The sequence below is a fragment of the Pseudomonas sp. BS-2016 genome (assembly GCF_001806145.1).
In the GTDB taxonomy this organism is placed as follows: domain Bacteria; phylum Pseudomonadota; class Gammaproteobacteria; order Pseudomonadales; family Pseudomonadaceae; genus Aquipseudomonas; species Aquipseudomonas lundensis.
This window is the reverse complement of record NZ_MLCT01000038.1, coordinates 98753-124065: the sequence shown is the minus strand read 5'-3', so window position 1 is coordinate 124065 and position 25313 is coordinate 98753. Positions and strand designations below refer to the sequence as shown.

23 protein-coding genes are annotated in these 25313 nt (G+C 61.7%); 5 read left to right on the top strand and 18 right to left on the bottom strand.

The window, feature by feature from the left end; genetic code table 11:
- Window positions 1-2: 2 nt before the first annotated feature.
- Window positions 3-770 carry an ABC transporter substrate-binding protein gene (locus tag BKD70_RS21880; RefSeq protein ID WP_047274773.1) on the bottom strand — a complete coding sequence of 256 codons (768 nt, stop codon included), beginning with the start codon at window positions 768-770 and terminating at the stop codon, window positions 3-5.
- Between the two features lie 172 nt (window positions 771-942).
- Between BKD70_RS21880 and BKD70_RS21875 the strand changes: the two genes are divergently transcribed.
- From BKD70_RS21875 to BKD70_RS21860, 4 genes are all read left to right on the top strand, one after another.
- Entirely contained in the window at window positions 943-1719 is a 777-nt protein-coding gene (locus tag BKD70_RS21875) for an IclR family transcriptional regulator (RefSeq protein WP_047274775.1), read from the top strand.
- Window positions 1720-1830: 111 nt separating this feature from the next.
- Complete coding sequence (locus BKD70_RS21870; protein WP_047274777.1) at window positions 1831-2886, top strand: permease; 1056 nt, start codon at window positions 1831-1833, stop codon at window positions 2884-2886.
- A gap of 178 nt (window positions 2887-3064) precedes the next feature.
- Window positions 3065-3778, top strand: a complete 714-nt coding sequence (locus BKD70_RS21865) for a carbonic anhydrase (protein WP_047274963.1) — start codon at window positions 3065-3067, stop codon at window positions 3776-3778.
- 83 nt (window positions 3779-3861) lie between these two features.
- Window positions 3862-5403, top strand: a complete 1542-nt coding sequence (locus BKD70_RS21860; protein ID WP_047274779.1) for a SulP family inorganic anion transporter — start codon at window positions 3862-3864, stop codon at window positions 5401-5403.
- Between the two features lie 42 nt (window positions 5404-5445).
- Here the strand turns inward: BKD70_RS21860 and BKD70_RS21855 are convergent, their stop codons facing one another.
- From BKD70_RS21855 to BKD70_RS21775, 17 genes are all read right to left on the bottom strand, one after another.
- Complete coding sequence (locus BKD70_RS21855) at window positions 5446-6459, bottom strand: AraC family transcriptional regulator (protein WP_047274781.1); 1014 nt, start codon at window positions 6457-6459, stop codon at window positions 5446-5448.
- A gap of 74 nt (window positions 6460-6533) precedes the next feature.
- Window positions 6534-7571, bottom strand: a complete 1038-nt coding sequence (locus BKD70_RS21850; protein ID WP_047274783.1) for a Rieske 2Fe-2S domain-containing protein — start codon at window positions 7569-7571, stop codon at window positions 6534-6536.
- A gap of 119 nt (window positions 7572-7690) precedes the next feature.
- A complete protein-coding gene (locus BKD70_RS21845) occupies window positions 7691-8518 on the bottom strand; it encodes an SDR family NAD(P)-dependent oxidoreductase (RefSeq protein ID WP_047274785.1) in 828 nt (275 codons plus the stop codon).
- A gap of 15 nt (window positions 8519-8533) precedes the next feature.
- A complete protein-coding gene (locus BKD70_RS21840) occupies window positions 8534-9301 on the bottom strand; it encodes an SDR family oxidoreductase (protein ID WP_047274786.1) in 768 nt (255 codons plus the stop codon).
- Between the two features lie 99 nt (window positions 9302-9400).
- Window positions 9401-10657, bottom strand: coding sequence for a helix-turn-helix transcriptional regulator (locus BKD70_RS21835; protein WP_047274788.1), 1257 nt, complete (start codon window positions 10655-10657; stop codon window positions 9401-9403).
- 167 nt (window positions 10658-10824) lie between these two features.
- Window positions 10825-13251 (bottom strand): RND family transporter, encoded by a 2427-nt coding sequence (locus BKD70_RS21830; protein WP_047274790.1) that lies wholly within the window; start codon window positions 13249-13251, stop codon window positions 10825-10827.
- 10 nt (window positions 13252-13261) lie between these two features.
- A complete protein-coding gene (locus BKD70_RS21825; protein WP_047274792.1) occupies window positions 13262-14236 on the bottom strand; it encodes a YCF48-related protein in 975 nt (324 codons plus the stop codon).
- Between the two features lie 228 nt (window positions 14237-14464).
- Complete coding sequence (locus BKD70_RS21820) at window positions 14465-15820, bottom strand: MATE family efflux transporter (RefSeq protein WP_047274794.1); 1356 nt, start codon at window positions 15818-15820, stop codon at window positions 14465-14467.
- A 132-nt stretch (window positions 15821-15952) separates the two neighbouring features.
- On the bottom strand, window positions 15953-17161 hold the full coding sequence (locus BKD70_RS21815) for an acetyl-CoA C-acyltransferase (protein ID WP_047274796.1): 1209 nt from the start codon (window positions 17159-17161) through the stop codon (window positions 15953-15955).
- A gap of 8 nt (window positions 17162-17169) precedes the next feature.
- Window positions 17170-17640, bottom strand: a complete 471-nt coding sequence (locus BKD70_RS21810) for a MaoC family dehydratase (RefSeq protein WP_047274798.1) — start codon at window positions 17638-17640, stop codon at window positions 17170-17172.
- A 10-nt stretch (window positions 17641-17650) separates the two neighbouring features.
- Complete coding sequence (locus BKD70_RS21805; protein WP_047274800.1) at window positions 17651-18436, bottom strand: SDR family oxidoreductase; 786 nt, start codon at window positions 18434-18436, stop codon at window positions 17651-17653.
- 33 nt (window positions 18437-18469) lie between these two features.
- Entirely contained in the window at window positions 18470-19348 is an 879-nt protein-coding gene (locus tag BKD70_RS21800; RefSeq protein WP_047274802.1) for an SDR family oxidoreductase, read from the bottom strand.
- 10 nt (window positions 19349-19358) lie between these two features.
- Window positions 19359-20510 (bottom strand): acetyl-CoA C-acetyltransferase, encoded by a 1152-nt coding sequence (locus BKD70_RS21795; protein ID WP_047274804.1) that lies wholly within the window; start codon window positions 20508-20510, stop codon window positions 19359-19361.
- Between the two features lie 3 nt (window positions 20511-20513).
- Window positions 20514-21569, bottom strand: coding sequence for an acyl-CoA dehydrogenase family protein (locus BKD70_RS21790; RefSeq protein ID WP_047274805.1), 1056 nt, complete (start codon window positions 21567-21569; stop codon window positions 20514-20516).
- A gap of 8 nt (window positions 21570-21577) precedes the next feature.
- The gene (locus tag BKD70_RS21785; protein WP_047274807.1) at window positions 21578-22732 is read right to left on the bottom strand and encodes an acyl-CoA dehydrogenase family protein; all 1155 of its coding nucleotides are present in this window, start codon (window positions 22730-22732) and stop codon (window positions 21578-21580) included.
- Window positions 22733-22742: 10 nt separating this feature from the next.
- Complete coding sequence (locus tag BKD70_RS21780) at window positions 22743-23495, bottom strand: enoyl-CoA hydratase family protein (protein WP_047274965.1); 753 nt, start codon at window positions 23493-23495, stop codon at window positions 22743-22745.
- Window positions 23496-23663: 168 nt separating this feature from the next.
- The gene (locus tag BKD70_RS21775; protein ID WP_047274809.1) at window positions 23664-24206 is read right to left on the bottom strand and encodes a PadR family transcriptional regulator; all 543 of its coding nucleotides are present in this window, start codon (window positions 24204-24206) and stop codon (window positions 23664-23666) included.
- A gap of 562 nt (window positions 24207-24768) precedes the next feature.
- Here BKD70_RS21775 and BKD70_RS21770 point away from each other — a divergent pair.
- Window positions 24769-25266, top strand: coding sequence for a CS1 type fimbrial major subunit (locus BKD70_RS21770; RefSeq protein WP_047274811.1), 498 nt, complete (start codon window positions 24769-24771; stop codon window positions 25264-25266).
- Window positions 25267-25313 lie beyond the last annotated feature (47 nt).

Below are 25313 nucleotides of genomic sequence, written 5' to 3'. Positions count from 1 at the left end.
CATCAGTTCAGTTTCCACTGCTCAATGATGCGGTCCAACGAGCCATCAGCCTTGATCGCGGCGATGCCCTTGTTCACTTGCGCAAGTGTTTCGGGGTCGTTCTGGCGCATCACGATGCACACATCGCCCACCACGACCGACTTATAGGTGTCCGACAGTTTCAGCCCCTTGGTCTGCTTGGGGTTGGTGGCCATCTGGTACGCCACGATGGGACGGTCGCCGAATGCAGCCTTGATCCGGCCCAACCGCAGGTCGCGCATCATGTCGGCCACCGAGTCGTAGCTGCGCACTTCCTTGAAACCGCCATGCCTGTTCAAGGCATCAATAAAGACCGATCCCACTTGGGCACCGACGATTTCCCCTTTCAGGTCAGCCATGCTGGTATAGGGTTTAGGGTCTTTTTCCTGAAGGATCAGCCCTTCACCGTAGCTGTAAATCGGGTCGGAGTACTGCACGACCTTCTCGCGCTCAGGGGTTTTGAGCATGGCGGCCGAGATCAGGTCGATTTTGTTGGACGTCAATGAAGGAATCAGCGCAGAAAAGACGCTTTGTTGAATATCCGTCTCGAAACCGCCCGCTTTGCCAATGGCTTCAATCGCGTCAACCATCATGCCCTGGGTGTGCCCGCTTTTGATGTCAACGAAGGTAAATGGAATGCCTGTGGCGGTAGCCCCGACGCGATAGGTCGGTGTAGCCAGTACGCTGGCAGATCCCATCATGCCCGCGGCGATTGCACACACGAGCGTGAGCACTTGAAATTTTTTCTGCATGGCGAATCTCCCTGTGGTCGCTTTTATTATCCTGATGGCGCCTTGAAACAGCCTCCGCACCCTCTGGTGTTAAAAGCCGGCATCGACTATAAACAATTTACCTAAATCGTAAAGAGATTTATAAGTATCGGATATCGATATTTATAACGTACATAAACGCCAAGGAAGCGTCATGAGCGAACACAATAACCCCCTTTTCAATCAGTCGTTGGAGAAGGGCCTCGCGGTATTGCGCGGCTTTGGCGCAGCACGGCGAACCATGAACCTGGCCGATATTGCGCAGGTTGCGGGCATTAGCAAAAGCTCCGCCCAGCGAATGGTGCACACGCTCGAAGAGCTGGGCTATATCCGCAAGCATCCGCAAAGCCGCCGCTTCCAGTTAACGCCCAAAGTTATGGAAATCGGCTACAACTATTTAGCCGCGGACACACTCGTTGACGTTGCAAATCCTTACTTGGCGGAACTCAACCAACTCACTGGCGAAACCGTCAACCTGACCGAGCCTGACGGCGTGTCCATGGTGTATGTCGCGCGTTTTGTGGCGCCCAAGTTCATCCCCATTCATATGCCGATTGGCAGCCGCATCCCCATGTACCTCAGTGGCGGCGGACGGGCCTACCTCAGCGGACTGCCTGACGAAGACGTGCACGCGGCCCTGCAAGCCAGCGATATTCGGCCTTTCACCCAGCACACGCTGACCGATCCGGCGGCTATTTTCGAACGCATACAAGCGGCCCGGAGCAAGGGCTACGCCACCAATAAGGAAGAAATGTTCCTGGGGGACATGACCCTTGCCGCGCCGGTGTACGGCAGCCATGGCCTGCCAGTGGCAGCCGTCCACGTGGTGGCGCCCAGCAGCCGCTGGAGCATGGAAGACGCAGAGCTCAAGATGGGCTCGGCCATCGTCCAGTGCGCCCGGGCAATCAGCAACGCCATCAGAACCTTGTAAGGCTTCACTACAGATCGCGCCAGCTTGCGCGGTCTGACACCCCTTGCAGATAAATCAGCCTCCGGATTGGCGTATGATGCGCCGCAATTTCCTCATGTCCGGTAACTGTTTATGTCCAGTGTTTCCTCAGTCAAACCTACACGGGGCTGGTCATTCTGGTGCAAGCCCCTGCTGTTCCTGCTGATAGCAGGCATTGGCCTGTATTACGTCAAGTGGTCGCCCTACTACGCCAAAGCCTTTTTGGCGGCAGACAACCACAGCATTGGCGCCTCGATCCTCAACGATAACCAGGGCGAGCCCCTCGCGGCGGCACTGGCGTATGCCCAGGTGTATTTTCTGGCGATCTGGAAAGCCGCCGTTCTGGCAGTGATTCTCGGCTCGCTGATTCAAGTGCTGATCCCGCGCGACTGGTTGCTGCGCCTGTTCGGCAAGGCCGGTCTGGGTTCGACCCTGCGCGGCGGGCTGTTCGCCCTGCCGGGCATGATGTGCACCTGTTGCGCGGCCCCGGTTGCCGCCGGCATGCGCCGACAGAAGGTGTCGGTGGGCGCCGCCCTTGCCTTCTGGATTGCCAACCCGGTACTGAACCCGGCAACGCTGGTGTTCATGGGCTTTGTACTGGGCTGGGGGTTCAGTGCATTACGCCTGGTGGCCGGGTTAGTGCTGGTGATTGGCGTCTCGCTGATTGCCCAGCGCATCTCACGCCCGGAGAGCATTCCTGACGCGGCGCTGGACGCGATCTCCGATGCCAGCCAGGGCAATCAAGACCCGTTCTTGGTGCGCTGGGCGCGCACGTTGTGGCAATTGTTCTGGAATACCATTCCGGTGTATTTGCTGGCCGTCTTGCTGCTGGGCGCGGCCCGCGTGTGGCTGTTCCCTCACGTCGATGGCGCCATGAGCGACAGCCTGCTGTGGCTCGTCCCCCTGGCGATTGTGGGCACGCTGTTCGTGATCCCCACTGCCGCGGAAATCCCGATTGTGCAAACGATGATGGCACTGGGCATGGGCACCGCGCCTGCTGTGGCCTTGCTGATGACCCTGCCCAGCGTGAGCCTGCCGTCGCTGTTAATGCTGCGCAAGGATTTCGACACCCGCGTGCTGGTCAGTGTGGCCGTGATGACCATGCTGGTGGGCATCCTCAGCGGGCTGGTGGGCATGTGGCTGCTCTGAATCAGCGCGCCCTGCACCGTCCCGGCAATTGCTTAATGCCATCATGAAAGCCTTGTTCCAGAGCGGTTAATTCAGTTTTAGTTAAGCTTCAACCGGTACTTTTTTTCATTCGGGTCAATGACGGCCCGTTTCTGGCCTCCACCAGAAATCTCTTCGCTTTGCCAAAAGAGGATGAATGATGAGTACCAAGGATAATCAGTCGATAGCTGCAGCCACTGCCACCCCCGAAGCAGCGCTGCAGCACATCGTCGAAGGTTTTTTGCATTTTCATCACGACATCTTTCCGCAACAGAAAGACCTGTTCAAAAAGCTGGCCACCGCCCAACGTCCCCGCGCCATGTTCATCGCCTGCGCCGATTCGCGCATCGTCCCCGAACTCATCACGCAAAGCGCGCCCGGCGATTTGTTTGTCACGCGCAATGTCGGCAATGTCGTGCCGCCCTACGGTCAGATGAACGGCGGCGTGTCCACGGCCATTGAATACGCCAATCTGGTGCTGGGGGTGCAGCACATCATCGTGTGCGGGCACTCGGACTGCGGGGCGATGCGCGGTGTGCTCAACCCCGACAGCCTTGAAGCCATGCCCACTGTCAAAGCCTGGCTGCGCCATGCCGAAGTGGCCAAGACCATGGTTCAGGAGAACTGCGCCTGCGCCAGCGAAACCGACAGCATGCACCGCCTGACCGAAGAAAACGTGATCGCCCAGTTGCAGCACCTGCGCACGCACCCGTCCGTGGCCTCCCGCCTGGCCAATGGCCAGTTATTTATCCATGGCTGGATCTACAACATCGAAACCAGCGACATCAGCGCCTACGACGCCGAACAGGCGGCTTTCAGGCCCTTGAACGACGTGCACAACATCCCTTCTGCGACGCCCAAAGCGCGCTTCTGACCGACATTGACCGCGCCTCGTCCCGGCTGCCCGTCATGCAGCCGAACGTGGCGTTGGCTTGAACCTGCTTTGGGAGCGTTTCCATGCGTGCTGAACAGTTAAAAAAAATCTTGCCCCGCGAGTTGATGGCCTCGGTGGTGGTGTTTCTGGTCGCCCTGCCTCTGTGCATGGGCATTGCCATCGCCTCCGGCATGCCACCCGCCAAAGGCTTGATTACCGGCATCATTGGTGGGCTGGTGGTGGGCTGGATGGCGGGCTCGCCGTTACAGGTCAGCGGCCCGGCCGCCGGGTTGGCGGTGCTGGTCTTTGAAATCGTGCGCCAACACGGCATGGCCATGCTGGGGCCGATCCTGCTCCTGGCTGGCCTCTTGCAATTACTGGCCGGGCGTTTGCGGCTCGGCTGCTGGTTCCGGGTCACCGCCCCGGCCGTGGTGTATGGCATGCTCGCCGGGATTGGCGTGTTGATCGTGTTATCCCAACTGCATGTGATGCTAGACGGCGCGCCGCAGCCCTCAGGGCTGGCGAACCTGACGGGCTTTCCGCACGCGTTGCTGGCGGCGCTGCCGACGCTGGGCGGCGGCCTCGGTTGGCAAGCCGGAGCGTTGGGGCTGGGAACCATTGTGGTGATGGCGTTGTGGGACAAATGCCGCCCGCAGCGTTTGCGATTTGTTCCCGGCGCATTGCTGGGCGTCGGCCTGACCACCGGGATCAGCCTGCTGCTGGAGCTGTCGGTCAAACGGGTCGAGGTGCCGGACAACCTGGCCGATGCCATCGACTGGCTGCGCCCCGCCGACCTGCTCAATCTGGCTGACCCGACCCTGCTGCTGGCTGCCTTCACGGTCGCCTTCATTGCCAGTGCCGAAACCCTGTTATCGGCAGCAGCAGTGGATCGCATGCACAACGGCCAGCGCTCGGACTTTGACAAGGAGCTCAGCGCTCAGGGCGTCGGCAATATGCTGTGCGGCCTGTTCGGGGCATTGCCGATGACCGGGGTGATCGTGCGCAGTTCGGCCAACGTTCAGGCCGGCGCCACCACGCGGCTGTCGACCATGTTGCACGGCGCATGGCTACTGGCGTTCGTGGTGTTGCTGTCCAGCGTGCTGCAACGGATTCCGGTGGCAAGCCTCGCGGGTGTGCTGGTCTATACCGGGATCAAGCTGGTGGACGTCAAAGCCTTTCGCGGCCTGGCCCGGTATGGCCGCATGCCGATGTTGACCTATGCCGCCACGGCACTGGCGATCATCTTCACCGACTTGCTGACGGGCGTGCTGGTGGGCTTTGCCCTGACGCTGGTCAAGCTGGCCTGGAAAGCGGCGCGCCTGAAAATCAGCCTCACCCCGTTATCGGCCCCGCATGAGATGGAGCTGCGTTTGTCGGGCGCGGCGACCTTCCTCAAAGTCCCCGCGCTGACGCGCACCCTGGGCCGGGTGCCTGCGGGTTCGATCGTGCACGTGCCACTGGGCAACCTCAGTTACATCGACCATGCCTGCCTGGAATTGCTGGAGGAATGGGCGCGGGCCAACGCGGCCAGCGGCTCAAGACTGATCATCGAACCCCGAGGGCTGAAACGTCGGCTGGAAGGACGAACCCGGACCACGGCCGGTCTCGGCTCGACCGCCCACTGACAGTGTTGAACAGGCTTGCCGCGGTCACTGCGGCAAGCCTGTTCAATTGACGCCCAGAATCAGGCTGCGGTAATGCCCCGGGTTGGTCCCCGACCATTTGCGAAACGCTTTGTAGAACGAACTGGTGTCGGCAAACCCGAGGTGGGAGGCGATGTCGGCAAAACTCAATTCAGGCTCGGCCAGCCAGCCGATGGCCAACTCCTTGCGTACCCCATCCTTGAGCCCCTGATACGTCTGCCCTTCTTCGGCCAGACGGCGGCGTAACGTCGAGGCTGACATGCACAGCGTGTGCGCCAGGCCTTCGGTCTCAGGCCACTGCGCAGCAGGCAGTTGTCGCAAACTGTGCTTGATCTGACTGGCCAGGCTTTGCGGGTCGCGGTACTTGACCAGAATATTGGCCGGTGCCTGCGCCAAAAAACGCTGCAGTTCGCCCTCAGTGCGCTTGATCGGCGCATCCAGGCAATCGGCCGCGAAAATCATCCGCGTGCGCGGGCGCCCGAAACGCAAATTCTCTGAAAACATCACCGCGTAATCGTCGCCATGCTCAGGCAGCGCACACCGCAGCTCGATGGCCAGGATCGGAATCCGCCGCCCGACCAGCCAGCACGCCACCCCGTGCACAATCATCCAGTACGTAAAGTAGGTGAAGGCCCGCGCCGGGTTGTCGTCAGGCTCGTGCAAGACAATCTCGGCCAGGCTCTGGCGCCGCACCAACGTGGCGGGCAGGCGTTCGAGCATCAACGACAAAAAGCCCAGCACCAGCTCCAGGCCCTGCACCAGCGTGGACTGGGCCATGGCCGCACGGCACATGAACGCCAGGCTACCGGAGCGCAGTTTGCGCGGGTCCATGCCAAAGAATTCATCGTCCAGACGCTGCGCCAGCAAGCGCCACATGCGCGCATAGGTGTGGGCAGGCACGCGGCCTTCGGCGTCTTCCAGCAGCGCCGGATCAACCCCCACGGTGCGCAACACATCCTGCATGACAAGCGGCGAAGCGCAGCTTTGCAACAGCGCTTCGCGCACCAACTGAATGGCGATGGTGTCTTTGTTCAACATTGGCCTTGATCCAAGCCTGATGGTGTTTAACTGTGGGCCATCTTAAGCAGCGTGGATCAAAAAGCCAGCGTTGATCAGCGATTATCCACCGTGGTGAACTCGCGGCACTCGGCCATGCTGGCCGGGATGCTGGCCTCATCGGTGAAGAACTGCTGATACCACTCGCGCAGCTGGTACACCGGGCCGTCCCCTTCCGCCAACACCGGGTTGTTGACGCGAATCTTGTGGGTCCAGATGTCCACGTCCTGATAGAACGAGTCGCGGTTGCGCTGCACGTAATCGATGGCCAGCGCTTCGTTTTGCGCGTCACTCCAGCCCGGCACTTTTTTCACCATGCAGCCAAAGCGCAATTCGAAACTGTTGGGGCCGATCGGCACGTGGCAGTTGAGCAGGATGGACTTGATCTCCTGACCGTCGAACATGGCGCGCATGCGGGTAAAGTGCGTGGCCGGGCCGTAGTACGCCGATTCGGCGACCAGATCACCGCCCAGGCGCTCGGAGTCGCCATGGAAAATCTGCTGGGCGATGTGGCCCTGAAAAACGTTGTGAAAGTACTTGGTCGGTGTGCCGTGCACCGGGCCGAAATGCTGCGCGTCCACCAGGTTATCGACCAGCTCGCGTGGTTGGGTGTTGATGATCAGTTTGTCCATGTGCCAGCTGTGCAGCCACTCGTCACTGTCCATCTCGGGCAAGTGCGGGATCACCACGTCTTCAGCGGGCGGCTTGCCTTCGGGGTTGTTCCACACGAACAGCAGCTTGTTGACTTCACAGGTTTGCCAGGCGCGGGTTTTGGCTTTGGGCGGGATGCGCTTGCAGTAAGGGATTTCCACGCACTTGCCGCTGGCGTCGTATTGCCAATGATGGAACGGGCAGACGATGCGGTCGTTCTCAATCGTGCCTTGGGACAAGTCCGCGCCCATGTGCGGGCAGTGCGCGTCGAGCACGCTGATCGCCCCTGACGCAGTGGAAAAAGCCAGTAGCCGGGTGCCGAAAATGTTCAACGTATGCAGCTTGCCATCACGGAACTCGTCCGCTTCACCCAGGCAATGCCACCCCCGTCCGAAGCGCGGCGACAGGGCATTTTCGACGTGGATTTCTGCGAGCTTAGTCATTTTTATTATTCCTCCGGTTAAAGGCCACGGGACCTGCCCGATGATCTTCAACCAGGGCGGGCGCGGGTTCATCGTTCAGATGGACTAGAAGCCGCCCCTCACCCCGGCTCAACCTTTGGCTACCACTGCACAATCGCGTGCTCACGTGCAAAAGGCTGGCAATGAATGGTCTTGCGCTGATGATCCACCGCCGCAGGATCGGTGGCCAGCCACAGCATCACCGCCGCGGGCACCTCGGGCGGCGCTGACCCTGCCCGCAGGGCGATCACACCCTTGTCGCCAATGGTGGCCCGCAAGGCGTCTGTGGTGACCACCCCCGGATTGAGCGTATAGGCGCGGATGCCCTGCTCCCCCAACTCCACCGATAAAATCCCCGACAGCCTTGAGACCACCGCCTTGCCCGCACCATAGGCATAGCCCCAACCGCCCTTGCCCGCCGCCACGGGCGGGTCGCTTTCGCCTGCACCGGAGGTCACGTTAATCACCACCCCGCCGCCCTGCTCCAGCATCCCGTCGACCACGGCGCGGGTCAGCAAAAAGGGCGTCATCACATACCCTTGAAACACCCGTTCAAGGGTCGTCGGGTCCAGCGCCATAAAGGCTGCGTTCAAATCGCTGCCCTGATAAATGGCGTTATTGATCAGCACATCCACCCGGCCGTATTCAGCAAACACCGCCTTGCTGGCAGCCAATACCGACGCGCTGTCGAGCAAATCCATGGGGACCACCAGCGCCTTGCGACCCAGCGCGCGGATCGCCTCGGCGGTGCCGTTCAGACTGCCCGGCAACGGCGTGCCGTCGGGGTTTGACAACCCATGGGTGTGGCGCTCACCTTCTTCCACGCTGCGGGCGCTGATGGCCAGATCAAATCCGGCACGGGCAAACGCCAACGCGGTTTCACGCCCGATGCCACGGCTGGCACCGGTCACAAATGCGACTTTATTCATGGCAATTCCTTGGGTTTAAAACCGTTGTGGACGCGCCTTGGCATCCATCCCGCCATCGACAAACAGCACGCTGCCGGTGATGAAACTGGCCTGCGGCGATTGCAAAAAGGCCACGGCCTGCGCGATTTCGGCTGGGTCGCCCGCACGCCCCAGCGGCGCCACAAAGTCGCGCACCGCCTGACCGAAGCGGACATCGTCCTTGGCGGCTTGGTGCAGCGGCGTCTCGACAGCGCCAGGGGCGATCACATTCAGGCGGATGCCCTGGGCGGCCCATTGCACCGCTTTGCGCCGCGCATCGCAGGTGACGGCGTATTTGGAGCCCGCATACGCGATGTGCGGCTGAGCCAGGGCATCGGCCAACGCCAGCGCCTGCGCTTCATCCCCTGCCAACAGGGCGGCCACCATCGGTTGTTGCTCAGCGCCGGCGTGGGTTGCAGCCACCGAACCGATCACCAGCGCGGCCGGTTGCGTGCCTTTTGACAGCGCCTCGGCCAACCCGTCGAGCAACTCACTGACGCCAAAATAATTGACCGCCAGCACCAGGCTGCTAGACGACGCGGTCACCCCCAGCCCGGCGCAACACACCAGCCCGTCCAGCACGCCCTCGCACTGTTCCAGCACCTGCGCCACCGCGCCTTGCCTGCCTGCTGTGCTGGACAAGTCGGCGATCACGTCGGCCTGGGCGCGATCAATCCCGATGATGCGATGACCGGCTGCGCGCAACACCTCACACACGGCCGCGCCGATCCCGGATGCAGAACCGCTGACAGCTGTAACTGGCATAGGGTTTTCCTCATTAAGTGCAGGCCCTTGGCGGCCTGATGGGCATTGAGTCGACGGCGATATCCCACCTCGCCGTCAGCTCGCGAATACATCAGCCGCTTAGGCCGTCTGGCGAAGGGGTCGGGGCGGTTTCGGGGCCAATTGCGGGGCGGGCACCACCACCTTTTCAGGCGTTCGCAAGGCGCACTTGGGCTTTCCCAGCGCGACCACGCTGTTCAGCAGAATCCTCACCAGCTCGGTCTGACGTCGCACGCCGGTCTTGGAAAAGATCGAGCGCAGGTGAGCCCGGGCAGTGTTGCGCCGGATGTTGAGGTTTTCGGCGGCTTCTTCCAGCGACAACCCATTGGCCAACTCCATCGCCAGTGCCGTTTCGGCCTTGGTCAGGTTGAACAGTTGCTTGGTCACCACTTCGCTGGCCAGCGACTTGCCCACCGCGTCGCGGATGTACACCACAGCGGCGGGCTTGCTTTTGCCCTCGGCCCATTCCAGCGACGGGATCGCCTCGACCACCACCCCAAGGCTGACCTGACCCGATGGCCGGGTGACGGACATGGCGTCCGCGGTGACCCCGCCCTCGCGCACTTCAGCGCTGAACGCGTGTTTGACGAGCCGCTGCAACTCGCGGTTGTCACTCGGGTAGGTGGCCTCCAGACGCCCGCCCACCAGCTTCAGGCCATCAGCGCTGCTGAGGATTTCTTCGGCAACCGGGTTCAGGCGCAGCACTTTGCCGGTCTCATCCAGCACGATGGTGGCCACGGACAAGCGGCTGATGGCCTGGGAATACAGCTCGCTGATGGACTCGCTGCGGTCCAGCAAGTTGTGCATGTGCAGGGCGCGGCGCAAATGCGGCAAAAACATGCTGCACAACGCGCGTTCAGAGGCTGAAAACGCGGGGGAAGATTTAGGCCGGGTGATGCGAAAACGCAGCTTGCCGCCATCGGGCGTCGAGATATCGGCCCCCATCACGTGGTACACGTTCTGCGGCCCGCAATACGCCTTGAAATACGCCGACGCCACCCAGTCGGCCTCGCTCATCAAGTCTTCGACCGTGAACACCTGATCCAGCGCCTGACCGGTAAACGGTGTGTTGGTTTGCGGGTAGGTCTGATACGTGAGTTCGCCTTCGCCTTCAATGTCCCCCGCCACGATCATCAGGCCGAGGTCAGGCTGGTCCGGCACGCGCAGGATCAGCGTGGCGTAGTTGGCCTTGAACATCATGCGCACGGCGCACAAGGTGCGGCCCATGACTTTGGGGTCCAGGGCGCCGTCATAAAAGCTGCCGACCATATGATCGTAATCGTTCAATTCGAGCCCCAGGTCGGCCAGGGTCTGCGGGTTCAGGGTCACTGTATCCATGGACGTTTCCTCGCAATGGGCGCGGTTCGAGACCTGCCCTTTTTTATTGTTATTGTTGCCAGTCGACACGCGCGCGAGCGCCTGTCAGGTAATCCGTAACACCTTGCAAAGCCGGCTCAGTGTGGGGTCAACGCCGAACACTGTGCAATCACGCCATAGGCTTTGTTTCATCGATTTGTGATGTCTTTGGCAGCGACGCTGGGTTTGAGCGGGTAATGCCCGCACGCGCCTTCTTTGGCACGCTGTTTGACCTTCACCAGTGGCCGTCCGAGGTTGAACCAGGCCGCCAGCGCCGGGAGCAGGAAGATCGCGCCCAGCACGTTGACCAGAAACATGAACGACAACAGCACGCCCATGTCGGCCTGGAACTTCAAGGGGGCAAACGCCCAGGTACACACGCCGATGGACATGGTCAGCGCCGTGAACACCGCCGCCGTTCCGCGCTGGCACATGGCTTCATAAAAGGCGGTGCGCAGGTCCTTGCCGTCGGCCATTTCATGCTGGATGCGCTCATACAGGTAAATGCCGTAATCGACCCCGACCCCGACCCCGAGTGCCATCACCGGCAAGGTGGCGACTTTCAGGCCGATGCCCAGCGTGGCCATCAGCGCATTACACAGGATCGCGACAATCGCCAGCGGCACCAGAATGCACAGCACCGCGCGGAACGAGCCGAACGTCAGCCAGCAAAACAGCGCCACCGAGCCAAACAGCGCCGCCAGCATCACCACTTCGGCCTGCTTGACCGCGTCGTTGGAGGCCGCCATCACCCCGACATTGCCCCCCGCCAGCAAGAACTCGACGTGTGGGCCTTGCACGCTGGCGATGATGCGTTTGGTTTCGTCGACCACATGGCTGACGGTGGCGCCCTCGTGGTCGGTCAGAAACACCAGGATCTGCATGCGCTGGCAGCCTTCGGTCACCAGACCGTCGTCCGGCATGTACGCGCGGGCGCCCTGGCTCAGGCCGCGCTCGGAACCGGGGATCGCTGACCAGCGCGGGTTGCCTTCGTTATTACCGGCAATCACGTTTTTACTCATGCCTGCCACGCTCTGCACCGACTGCACGCCCGGCACGCTGCGAACCTGGAAGTCAAACGACTCCACAGCGCGCATCACTTCGGGCGCCAGGCACCCTTCGTCAATGCCCTTGACCTGCACGAACACCGACATCACGTCCAGACCGATGGAATAACTGCTGATGATCTTCTGGTTGTCCTGGTTGTAGCGCGAATCCGCCCGCAGTTCCGGCGCGCCGAGGCCAATATCGCCCACCGCCAGGTCCCGGGCTTTATAGGCGCCGATACCCAATAGCATCAGGCTCACCGCAAACACCGCCATCGCCGGGCGCGGCTCGGCCAGGGCCGACAGCCGCCACCACAGCGCATGCTTGCCACGGGCTTGCTGGCCCTGGCGCAGCGCACTGCGCTCAAGGCTCAGGTACGACAGGATGATCGGCAGCATCAGTTTGTTGGTGATGATCATCAGCATCACGCCGATACAGGCCGTCACCCCCAGCTCGTGGACGATGGGAATATCGATCAGCATGATCACGCCAAAGCCCAAGGCATTCATCAGCAATGCCAGGGAGCCGGGGATGAAAATCTTGCAAAACGCGCTGTGGGCCGCCTGAACCGCCGAACTTCCGGCCAGCACGTCCTGTTTCCAGGCGTTGGTCATCTGCACGGCGTGGGACACGCCAATGGAGAAAATCAGGAACGGCACCAGAATCGACATCGGGTCGATGCCCAGCCCCAACAGCGGCAGCAAGCCCAGCAGCCAGACCACCGGCAACAGAGCCACCACCAGCGCCACCAGCGTCAGGCGCCACGAGCGCGAATACAGCCACAGCAACAGGCCGGTGATGACAAAGGCAATCACAAAGAAGCCGATCACCGTGTTCAGGCCCTCGACCACGTCCCCCACCAGCTTGGCGAAACCGACGATATTGATCTCAATGTTGTCATTGCTGTATTTGCCGCGAATGTCCTCCAGGCGTTGAGCGACCTCGGCATACGACACCGACTGGCCCGTCTTGGGGTCGAGGTCTTGCAAGTCGGCGCGGACCATCGACGACCTGAGGTCATTGGCCACCAACCTGCCGATTTGCCCCGAACGCGCCACATTGCTGCGCACCTGGCTCAGGTCATCGTCCGACCCGGTAAAGCGCGGCGGCACCACCACGTCACCGAAAAAACCGTCTTCGGTGATTTCGATGTAACGCACGTTGGCGGTGAACAGCGACGTGACACTGGCGCGGCTGACGCCATTGATGAAGAACACGTCATCGGTGACTTTGTTCAGGGTTTCAAGAAACTCGCGGTTGTAAATGTCGCCCTCACCCTTCCAGCGCACGCTGACCAAAAAGCGGTTGGCGCCGGTGAAGTACTGGCTGAAATTGAGGAAATTGACCATGTATTCATTGCGCACCGGGATTTGCTTGTTAAACCCCGGATCGAGCCGGGTGTGCGTGGCGCTGTACCCCAACGCCAGCGTCAGCAATACAAACAGCGCCAACAGGGCTTTGCGCCAGTGGATCAGCAGGTCGGCGGTGCGCTCGACCATGCGCGTGACAGTGGACTTGGCAACGTTCATTTAGCGCCTCTCATTGAGCTCGCGCAGCAACGCTGCTGTCCGTGCCCTGGAATACTCCGCGTTCGCCGCCCACCAACAGGCGGTTGGCCCCCACCAGCACGGCCGAGGTCAATGTCCCCAGCCCCGACAGACGTGTGGCGCTGACCAATTGGCCCTGGCCATCAAGGCGCACCATCGAACTGCCTGCACCGACGATCAGCACACCCTCGCCATTGGGCAATAGCGCATGCCCATAAAGCGGCAGGCTGTTGCCCACCGCGACCTGTTGCCAGGAATGGCCGAAATCCCCGGTGACAAAAACATGCCCGCGCATGCCGTAGGCCACCCAACGTTGCGCGCTCAAGCGCACCACGCCAAACAGCGAACCGTTGTAGAACGGTGCCAGGGTTTGCCAATGCTGACCCGCATCGTCGGTGCGCATCACCAACCCCTGTTCGCCCACCAGCATGCGCCGACCGTCCGGCCCGCCGTCCATGCCATTGAGGTGGGCACTGTCCACGCTCAATTCGGCGGTTTGCCAGGTGCGGCCTTCGTCGTCGGACTGATAAAACTTGCCGAAGCTGCCAAATGCCAGCACGTGCGTGCCGCCAGCGCTCCAGATCCCGAGTAGCGGCTCACCCAGCTCGCTGTCGTGGCGCACCTCCTGCCACTGAGCGCCCCGATCGGCCGAGCGTAGAATCCAGCCGTCATGGCCAACGGCCAATAAGTTGTCATCCGCCAGTGCCACCACGGCCGTGAGGGTCAGGTCGCGCTGCGGCTGAACCGTCGCGGGCTGCCAGGACACACCCTGATCATCGCTGAGCAAAATCGTCCCGCGCTCGCCCACCGCCACCACGCGCTGGTCGAGGTAGAGCATGCCGTTGATTTGCAGGCGATCCGGGCGCAGCGGCTCGGCGGTGACGTCCAGGGCTTTGCGGGGGGCGAAGGTAAAGCCGATGGTGGCCGCGACGATCAGGCACACCAGATAACCGATCATCGAGCGCATGGTCGAGACCTCGTCACACGAGGCAGTAGCAGGGCGAATTGCATGCGGCCAGTCCTCTTCTTTTTATAGTCGTGGATGCTCTGGCGAACTCAGCGGCGAGGTCGCTGGAACCTGGCCCCGATCATCGGACTGGTCAGTCACGGGCACATCGTCCAAATGGCCTAGCAAGGGTTTGAAACAGCGCGGGTGGCCGTTACGGTCGGTAACGGCCACCGCTCACGGGGCAGATCAGATCAGGCGTTGGATCTGTTTATGACGCCACACCAGACGGTAGTAGGCGGTTTGCAGGGCCAGCATGGTGAGGTAGGTGATTGGAAAAGCCATCCACACACCTTGCAGCCCATAGTGCGCATCGAGCAGGTACGCCACCGGTAGTTCCACGCCCAGCACGCAGAAAATCGTGATCCCCATGGGCACCAGCACCACGCCACTGGCGCGCATGATGCCGCCCACCACGGCCTGAAAACCAAAAAACAGAAGGCTCCAGAGCATGATGTGCAGCAGGTGTTCGGCCCTGACCCGCGCCTCGGCATCGGTGATGAACAAGCCGAGCAGCCAGTGCGAGAGCACATAGCCCAGCAGCACCAGCGCACCGGTCAACCACAGGTTGATGGTCAGCCCGGTGCGCAGGATCGGCCCGATGCGTTCGAGTTTGCCCGCGCCAATCGCCTGCGCCCCGAGGATCGAGGCCGTAATCGCAATCGACAACGCCGGGAACTGCACGTAATTGACGATTTGCGTCACCGCGCCGTAGGCCGCCGTGGCCTGCGAGCCGTGGCTGTTGACCAGGGCCAGAATCACCAGCTCCGACAACGACAACACCACCATCTGCACCCCGGTCGGTAAACCGATGCGCAACACCTTGCCCAAAATGGCGCGATCAAGACGCAGCGCGGCCCACAACTCACGGTCTGGCGCCATCACGCTGTTTTTGTGACGCAGGCGCAGCCCGAGGAACAGCATGGCCAGCACGTTGCCAGCCAGCCCGGCGTAGGCGGCACTTTGAATGCCCATGCGGGGCAACCCGGCCCAGCCGAGAATCAGCGCCGGGGTCAGCAACAGCCCCACGGCGGTGGACACCATCAGCGCCAGCAACGGCGACACGGTGTCGCTGACGCCGCGCAACAGTTGGGTAAACAGGATAAACACCAACAGCAGCGGCATGATCAACATCATGATGCGCGCATAGGCCACGGCATCGTCCAGCACATCCGGCGGCGTGCCCAGGCCTTGCAGCGCGGGTCGCGCGAACAGACCGCCCAACACCGCCGCAATCAAACCGATGACTAAACCCAGGGTCAGCGTGGCGCCGGTGATTTTCTTCACCATCGTCGTCTCGCTGGCGCCCCACGCCTGCCCGATCAACACAGAGGCCCCGGCGCCCAGGCCAATCACCAGGGCAATAAAGAAGAACACGATCGGAAACATGCCCGACACAGCGGCCAGCGCCTGAGTCCCCAGCATCTGCCCGATGTAAATGCCATTGAGCGTGCCGGAGAAACTTTGCAGGAAGTTGGACAGCACCATCGGTGCCAGAAAAATCAGGTAGATCTGCCACAGCGGCCGTTGTGACGGGGAGCGCATAACCGGTTGACCTCAAAATAAAGCAATGAGGGGTTATACCGTAAATGGCGCGCAAAGGGCGGGTTGCGGGCCATCGCGGCGGGCGCAGGCGTTACGCCGCGTGGATCAGCCCGCCCCGCACGTGAGGCTGTTTCAGGTGAGTTCAAACAAACCCGCCGCCCCCATGCCGCCGCCAATGCACATGGCCACCACGGCAAACCGGGCGCCGCGGCGTCGGCCTTCCAACAGCGCGTGCCCCACCATGCGCGCCCCCGACATGCCAAACGGATGCCCGATGGAAATGGCACCGCCGTTGACGTTCAAGCGCTCGTTGGGAATGTGCAGCGCGTCCCGGCAATGCACCACCTGACAGGCGAAGGCCTCGTTGATTTCCCACAGATCGATGTCCGAGACCGTCAGCCCGAAGCGCTTGAGCAATTTGGGGATGGCGTAGACCGGCCCGATGCCCATTTCTTCCGGGGCACAGCCGCTCACGGCTATTCCGCGGTACACGCCCAGCGCTTCAATCCCACGCTGCCGGGCTTCGGCGCGGCTCATTAACAGAACTGCCGAGGCGCCGTCAGAAAATTGCGACGCGTTGCCCGCCGTCACGAACTCGCCCTGCTGCACCCAGTGGCCGTCTTTCCACACCGGTTTGAGCGCGGCCAGATCGGCCAGCGTGGTGGACGGGCGATTGCATTCGTCGCGGTCGGCCACGACGTCCTGATGCCCGGCCGGCTGGCCTTCTTTATCAAACAGCAGCTTGCGCGCCGCCAACGGCACGATTTCGTCAGCAAACAGACCTGCCGCTTGGGCGGCGGCCGTGCGTTGCTGGCTTTGCAGCGAATACGCATCCTGCACCTCGCGGCTGATGCCGTAACGGCGCGACACGAGCTCGGCGGTTTCCAGCATCGGGATATACGCCGTCGGCATGCACTCAATGACCGCTTGGGACTGCGCGCGATAGGTGTTTTTGTATTTATTTTGCGTCAGGGACAGCGACTCGACGCCCCCGGCCACAGCAATCGAAAGATCGCCCGCCAGGATGCCACTCGCAGCGATGCCGATGCTCATCAGCCCCGACGCGCACATGCGATCAATGGCCATGCCAGGCACCGTGTCGGGCAAGCCGCCGGCGTAGGCACACAGGCGACCGATGTTGTAGCCCTGGGTGCCCTGCTGCGCCGCCGCGCCCATGATCACGTCCCCGACGGCGCCCGGCTCGATCCCGGCCCGCTCGACCACCGCGCGCACCACATGGCCGCCGAGCACAGGCGCCTCGGTGTCATTGAAGGAACCGCGAAACGACTTGCTCAACGCCGTCCGGGCAGTGGAAACGATCACGACATCATTGGCATTCATGCACAGGCTCACTGTTCAAGAGGGTTGAAGGTGTAACGGCTGATGGTGTCCACCACGCAGCCGGGGCGATCGCTGCCCTCGATTTCGACGCTGATGCGCACCACCGCTTGCAGCGTTTGGCCCAGGGTTTCCACGCGCAGGATTTCACCGTGCCCGCGCACCCGCGAGCCGACCCTGACGGGGGCCGGGAAGCGCAAGCGGTCGCTGCCGTAGTTCACTCCCATGGCCAGGTTGGCGAACTGCATGAGCTGCGGCATAAACAGATTGGCCAGCGCCAGGGTCAAGTAACCGTGGGCGATACACGCCCCGAACGGCCCCGTGGCCGCGCGCTCGGGGTCGACGTGAATCCACTGGTGATCGCCCGTGGCTTCGGCAAACAGGTTAATGCGCGCCTGGGTCAGCAGCAGCCAGTCGGTGCGGCCCAAATCCTGCCCCTGCGCCGCCAGCAACTGCTGCGCATTGGTAAACAACGTACTCATGCGCGACTCCTCAGGCTTGCTGCGAACTGACCGGCAACACTTCACCGACCATGTACGAGGCGTAGTCACTGGCCAGAAACACCATGACATTGGCCACTTCCCAGACTTCAGCGGCACGGCCGAAGGCTTCGCGGCTGGCCAGTTGTTCCAGTAAGTCATTGCTGGAGGCTTTCTTTAAAAACTCATGCAAGGCAATCGACGGCGCCACGGCGTTGATGCGCACCCCGCTTTCGGCCGCTTCCAGCGCGCTGCAACGGGTCAGGGCCATGACCCCGGCTTTGGCGGCGGCGTAATGCGCCTGTTCTTTTTGCGCTCGCCAGCCCAGTACCGAAGCGTTGTTGACAATGGCCCCGGCGCCGCGTTTCTCCATGTGCGGCAGCATGGCGCGGGTCATGCGCATGGTGCCGGTCAGGGTGATATCCAGCACCGATGACCACTGTTGATCGGTCATGTCCGTCAGGCGCACCTGACCGCCGAGCCCGGCGTTGTTAATCAGCACATCGACACCGCCCAGCGCGTCTTCGGCGGCGGCGACCAGGGCTTGCACCTCGGCCTCCACGGTGACGTTGCACAGCTGCCCGAACACGGCCTGCAACCCGGTTTCGGCCTTAAGGCGTTCAACGGCTTCTTCGAGGCGGCGCGGATGAATGTCGGAAATCATCAAGGCGCGACAGCCTTCTTCGGCGCAGCGTTTGGCGGCGGCATAACCGATGCCTGCGCCAGCGGCGGCGGTAACCAGAATGGACTTACCGGCCAACAGTTGATGGCCGGGAACATAGGGAGGCGCCTGTTTCATGGTTGTGACTCTCTTGTGTCAGGTTTCAATCGTTCAGCTTCCCCACACCCGTTGCGCTGTGGGCGCTTCAGCAAGGATCTGATCCAGCGCGTGCCCGACTTCTTCAGGCCGCCATTGCGCCCCTTTGTCGCGCGTTACCCCGGTACGCCAACCGTCGCCCAACGACAGGCGTCCGCCCTGACTTTCGATGATTTGCCCGGTGACATGGCCCGACAACGCGCTGCCCAACCACACCACCAACGGCGCCACGTTTTCCGGTGCCCAGGCATCGAACCCTCCGTCCTCGGGCTTTTTCACCACCTCGGGCATCGCACTTTCGGTCATCGAAGTCCGGGCCGCGGGCGCCAAGGCGTTGGCCGTCACGCCGTAGCGCGCCAGTTCCGCCGCCTGCACCAGGGTCAATGCGGCGATCCCGCCCTTGGCCGCGCTGTAATTGGATTGCCCCACCGAGCCCTGCAAACCGGCACCCGAGCTGGTGTTGATGATGCGCGCCGCCACTGGCTGACCGGCCTTGGCCTGATCGCGCCAGCGCTTGCCCAAAATCGTGGCCAGGCAAAAATGCCCCTTCAGGTGGACCCGCATTACGGCGTCCCAATCCTCTTCACTGAGGCTGATAAACATGCGGTCACGCAAAATCCCGGCGTTGTTTACCAGCACGTGGACCTCGCCAAACGCGGCCAGCGCGGCGTCGACGATGCGCTGCGCCGTGGCCACAGTGGTGATGTCGTCAGCGTTGGCGATGGCCTGCCCGCCGCCCTCACGGATTTCTCCGGCCACCTGTTCGGCGGCATCGTGGCGAATGTCATTGACCACCACATTCGCGCCTTCTTGCGCGAACGCCAGCGCATAGGCGCGCCCCAAACCACCGCCCGCCCCCGTGATGATCACGGTCCGTCCTTCACAAATCGCCATCTCGCTGCTCCTAAAGACGCTCAATAATTGTCACGTTGGCCTGCCCGCCGCCTTCGCACATGGTCTGCAAGCCATAGCGGCCGCCACTGTGTTCCAGTTGATGAAGCAGGCTGGTCATCAGCCGCGCACCACTGGCACCCAACGGGTGACCGAGGGCAATGGCGCCGCCATTGGGATTGGTGCGTGCGGGGTCGTAATCGAGTTCGCGGGCCCATGCCATCACCACCGAGGCGAAGGCTTCGTTGATTTCCACCACGTCGATCTCATCCATGCGCAGCCCGGTTTTCTTCAGTGCGGCGCGGGTGGCGGCAATCGGCGCGGTGAGGTGCCAGATCGGGTCATCGCCCAGCACCGATACATGATGAATACGCGCGCGCGGGGTGAGGTTGTAGCGTTTGAGCGCGGCTTCGGAGACCACCAACAGGGCGGCCGACGCATCACAGGTCTGGCTGGAAACCGCCGCGGTAATGGACGGAAACTCGGCAGACACCGGTTCCAGCTCGGCCATTTTGGCCAGGCTGGTGTGCCGGGGCGTTTCGTCGTCCACCAACCCTTCGCACGGCACGATTTGAGCGGTAAAACGACCGTCGGCCTGCGCCTGCAACGCACGACGATGACTTTCCAGCGCATAGGCTTCCATCTGCTGGCGGCTGAGCTGCCAATGATCGGCAATCCGCTGCGCGGCATAAAACTGGTTCACCGGCTGATTGCCAAACCGGGCCTGCCAACCCTTGCTGCCGGAAAACGGGTCGCTGAAACCCAGCGGCTGGCCCGCCAGCATCGCTGACGAAATCGGAATCTGGGTCATGGTTTGCACGCCGCCCACGGCGATCACATCCTGGGTGCCACTCATGACCGCCTGCGCCGCAAAGTGCAGGGCCTGTTGCGATGAACCGCACTGACGGTCAATGGTGGTGCCCGGTACATTCATCGCAAGGCCCGCCGCCAGCCAACTGGTGCGGGCGATGTCACCGGCTTGCGATCCAATGGTGTCGACACAGCCGAAGATCACATCATCGTATTCGTCGGCGGGGATCGCGTTGCGCGCCACCAGCGCCTTGAGCACATGGGCGCCGAGGTCGATGGCATGCACATGGGCCAGCGCGCCTTTACGCTTGCCGGTCGGGGTGCGCAACGCGTCCACAATGTAGGCTTGGGGCATGGTTTATTCCTCGAAGGTATGGCCGGGGCCCAGGGGGGCGCCGCTCAGGACATGGGCGGCCACCCGGGCTTTATGCAGGGCGCGGTCGCCCCACGCGTTGTCGAGCGCCCAGGCGCGCTTCATGAACATTTGCAGGTCGACTTCCCATGTGTAGCCCATGGCGCCGTGCACCTGAATGCCGTGACGCGCGGCCAGCCAAGCGGCTTCGCAACAGGCCAGACGCGCCTGCGAGACCCACACGTGGGCCGTGCTCTGGCCCTGCGCCAATGCATAGGCGGCGCGGTAGAGCACCGGTTTGGCAAACTCCAGTTGCGTGGCCACATCGGCCAGGTGATGTTTGACCGCCTGAAAACTGCCGATGGGTTTGCCGAATTGCTTGCGCTGGGCGGTGTAATCCACCGACAGGTCCAGCATGCGCTGGGCCAGCCCCAGCAACTGACCCGCCACCGACAACGCGCCGCGACTGAGTGTGTGCGCCCATAACGTGCGGCCCAATTGGCCTTCGGCCACCAACGTGGCGGCGCTCGGTTGCCAACTGACCTGTGCCAGACGCCGTGAGGCATCGAGGCTGGTCAGGTGGTGCACATCGACCTGCGAGCGCGGCACCGCATGCACTTCATCGTCGTGGGCCAGGAGCAACAGGTCCGCATGCCCGGCGTCGGCCACCCACGGGTTGACCGGGTGGCCGACGGCAACCCGCAAGCTGCCGTCGGCAATGCCCGCCAGCCATTCGCCGCGCTTGAACACGCTGGCCGGCAACCCGGCAATCAGCGCGCAGGCCACGTAGGCCGTGTCGGCCAGTGAGTCGGGGATAGCGTAGTAACCCAGTTCCTGGGTCATCAGGGACCACGCCACATCGTCCATGCCCAAACCGCCTGCGGCTTCTGGCACCGACAGCGCGGTCAGGCCCTGCTCGGCAATTTTGTTGCGCAGGTCCGGTGAACGGCCGACGTCGGTTTCCCAAATTTCGCGCAGCATTTCGGGTGCGGCTTCGGTCATCAGAAACCGGCTGATGGCTTCACGGAAGGTGAGTTGGTCGTCGCTAAAGGTAAAGTCCATACCCGGCCTCACTTCGGCAGGCCGAGCATGCGCTCGGCAATGATATTGCGCTGGATCTCGTTGGTTCCGGCGTAGATCGGCCCGGCCTGGGCGAACAGGAAGCCTTCGAGCCAGTCATGGCCATCGTTGGCGGGCCCCGTCAGCTCACCCTGGGCCCCCAGAATGCGCAGCGCGGTTTCATGCATGCGCAGGTCCAGTTCCGACCAGATGATTTTGTTGGTGCTCGATTCGGCGCCGATCTGCGCGCCACGGCTCAGGCGCCCGACCGTGTGATAGGCCGATAAGGCATAGGCTTGCGCGTCCATCCAGGCTTTGCACACGGCCTCGCCCAGGCCCGGATCGCGGTCGGCGCTTGCGCGGTTGGCCTGGTACAGCTCCACCAGTTTTCGCGCGGTGTATTGAAAGCGCGCCGGGGAACGCAACAACAAGCCGCGTTCGAACCCGGCAGTGGCCATTGCCACATGCCAGCCCTGCCCTTCCTCGCCGATGCGGTTTTCCAGCGGGATGCGCACGTCATCAAAGAACACTTCCGCAAACGCGTCTTTGCCGTTGAGTGCCTTGATCGGGCGCACCGTCACCCCCGGTGCATTGAGCGGGACCATGACAAATGACAGCCCATGGTGACGGCTCGAAGCCGGGTCGCTGCGAAACAGGCCGAACAGCCAGTCGGCAAAAATGGCGCGCGTGGACCAGGTTTTTTGGCCGTTCAGCACATACCCTTCGCCGTCGCGGGTGGCTTTGCTGGTAATCGCGGCCATGTCGGAACCGGCGTTCGGCTCCGACCAGCCTTGCGCCCACATGTCGACACTGGCCGCCATGCGAGGCAGAAAGCGTTTTTTCTGGGCCTCGGTGCCGAACTCCATCAGGGTAGGGCCCAACAGCAACTGGCCGTTCTGGTTGACGCGCATGGGCGCTCCGGCGCCGTAATACTCTTCTTCGAAAATCAGCCACTCGATCAGGTCACAGCCACGCCCGCCCAGCTCCGTGGGCCACATGACCATCGACAGGCGGTTTTCAAACAACGTGGCTTCCCATTGCCGATGCTGTTCGAAACCTTCGCGGGTGTCATAGCTGGCCAGCGGCGCCTTGGGCGCATGGGCGGCGAGCCAGTCCCGCACTTCCTGGCGAAAGGCTTTTTGTTGCGGGGAGTACGTCAGATCCATCGTCAGCACCTCAAAACGTGGCGTCGCGTTTTTCGACAAACGCGCGGCGGGTTTCAGCGGAATCCGCACAGGTGTAGGCCTGCAGCGTGAACCCCTGCTCCCAGCGGTATTTATCTTCCAGATTGCCGTCTTCGATGCCGTTGAGCGCCTCTTTGGCGATACGGATCATGGCGGGGCTTTTGCTCGCGATGGTGCGGGCGATCTGCAAGGCGGTTTCACGCAGCTGCTCGCGGGGCACCACGCGCTCGATGAAACCGTACTGTTGCGCTTCGACGGCGCCGATCTTGTCGCCCGTGAAAAACAGGTAGCGGACCTTTTGCACCGGAAACAGACGCTGCAAATGCGCCCCGCCGCCCATGGCGCCGCGGTCGACTTCAGGCAAGGCGAACGTGGCACATTCAGACGCCAGCACGATGTCGGCCGCGCCGGTTATGCCGATCCCGCCGCCCAGGACAAAACCATGCACCGCCACGATGACCGGCACCGGGTTGCGGTGTACGGCTTTAAACGTGGCGTAGTTGCCTGCGTTGACGTCAACGATCAGCTCCGGGTGCGCGTCCAGTTCCTTGATGTCGACACCCGCGCAAAACCCCCGTCCTTCGGCGCGAATCACGATGACCCGCACCTCGGGGTTTTGCCCAAGGGCATCCAGGGTGTTGGCCAGTTCCCGCCACTCGCGACTGTTGAGCGCGTTGACCGGCGGCCGGTCGATCACCAGTTCAGCGACGCCCGCGTCGATACTGGTGTGAAATGCGGTTGAAATTGCGCTGTTCACATGTGCTCCTGAGGTGGCGAAGGCATGGGAGCAGTATGCGAACGCGTGCGGTCAGGATCATCGTCCGTTGAGACTAAACCCGCCCGCCCGAACCAGCGTGCGGGGCACTGCCGCAGGCCAGCCGCACGTGGCCACTTGCCCTGCGACAGCCTGCGGTTATTCGCCGTCTACGATGGCTTTGGCCGTGTCGTTGAGCAGGTTGTGTACCCGCTGGATTTCCTGGGGGCTCCAGTGGCCCTGATGGAGCTGCAAGGCATGGCGCAAATTGTGAATCGCCTGATGAATTTCCGCGGGCCGGTCCTGGCCACGCAATGAGCGGCGGCTGACGTCAATCCGCATCCAGACGCCATTGAGCGCCACGGTCTGCTGGCTTAAAGACCCGCGTCCGGTATCGGTAATCCGATACTGCTTCTTGTCGCCATGGACGCTGACTTCCACGAACTGCCCTGCTTCCAGATGAGCCAGGGTGGGGTAGATGACGCCGGGGCTGGGGCTGTAAGCGCCGTCAAACAACGCTTCAATCTGCAAGATCAGGTCATACCCGTGACAGGGCTGCTCAGCGATGAGTGCCAGTAACAACAGTTTTAAATCACCCGGCGCAAACACCCGTGGGCTTCGAATGCTGCGTTCACGTACCCCGCGTCTTTCAAGTCCATCCGGATGTTCCAGCCCCTGCCGAACTGTATATTGACTGACCATAACCCCTCTCTCCTCGCTTTAAAAAAAAACAACTTAAAACACAACTTAAAACACAACTCAAGCCACTATTTCAGCCCAATACAAAGATATAACCTACTGACTCGCGCGCGATATAGCTTAGTTACGCACCTCAACTATTACGCCTACTTTCGCGCACGATATAACGCCACATACCGCTTCAAAAACGCCCTTCCCGCCCTACACAAGCGGAAGAATGCCACTACGGGGAGCTGTCAAATTAAAGGCAAAATGCCACCCGACTGAAATATAAGACTTTTATTAAACAAATAACGTTTCTAGTCACGCATCAGAGAAAATTCATACGGCCGTCAACGGAGTTGTACTACCTAATGAAAAGAAAGATATTACGCAAAGTTATATGGGCAATTTAAATAACTTAGTTAATACTTTGGCCGCTCTAAAAGTTTGCCGACACCTGATTGCCTTCCCAACAACCCGGCCTGAACGCTCTGTTCTTTTTGGCCTCTTCGGTTGACGCAGTCGTGTTTAAACACGCGGTGACTTATTGCACTTCACTTCTACTCATTACTGGACTTCAAACATGTTTAAAACACTTGTGACTGCTTCCCTGTTCGCTTTTTCCGTCGGCTCAACAGCGGCCCACGCTGCCGGCGAGGCCAGCAGCCTGATCAACATCAAAGCGACCGTCCCCACCAAAACGTTCTACGTCCTGCCCCACGACCCTGAATTCGGCAAGGATGAAACCCTGCACTACAACCCGGTCAACAGCAGCCTGAGCAGCTTGAAACAACCGTTCAATGTCAAAAACACCGACGGATCAATTCACGCCTACATCGAAGGAGGCCCGGCCAGCCTGTTTAACGGCAACCCGCTCCAGAACATCGCGCTGACCACCACTTTCAACGGCGTGATGCTGACAGCGACCCCTCAGGAAGTGGTGAGCGATGCGGCTTCAACGCCAGGGACGCGGGCTGATCTGGTCATCACCCCCGCCGCGCTCGAAGCCGAGCACGTGGGTGACTACACCGCGTCGTACACCGTGATCTTCGACAACGTACCCCGCGTCACCATGCACTAACACACTCCCCGTCGAGCATGGCCACTGCAGTCATGCCCTGCGCCCGG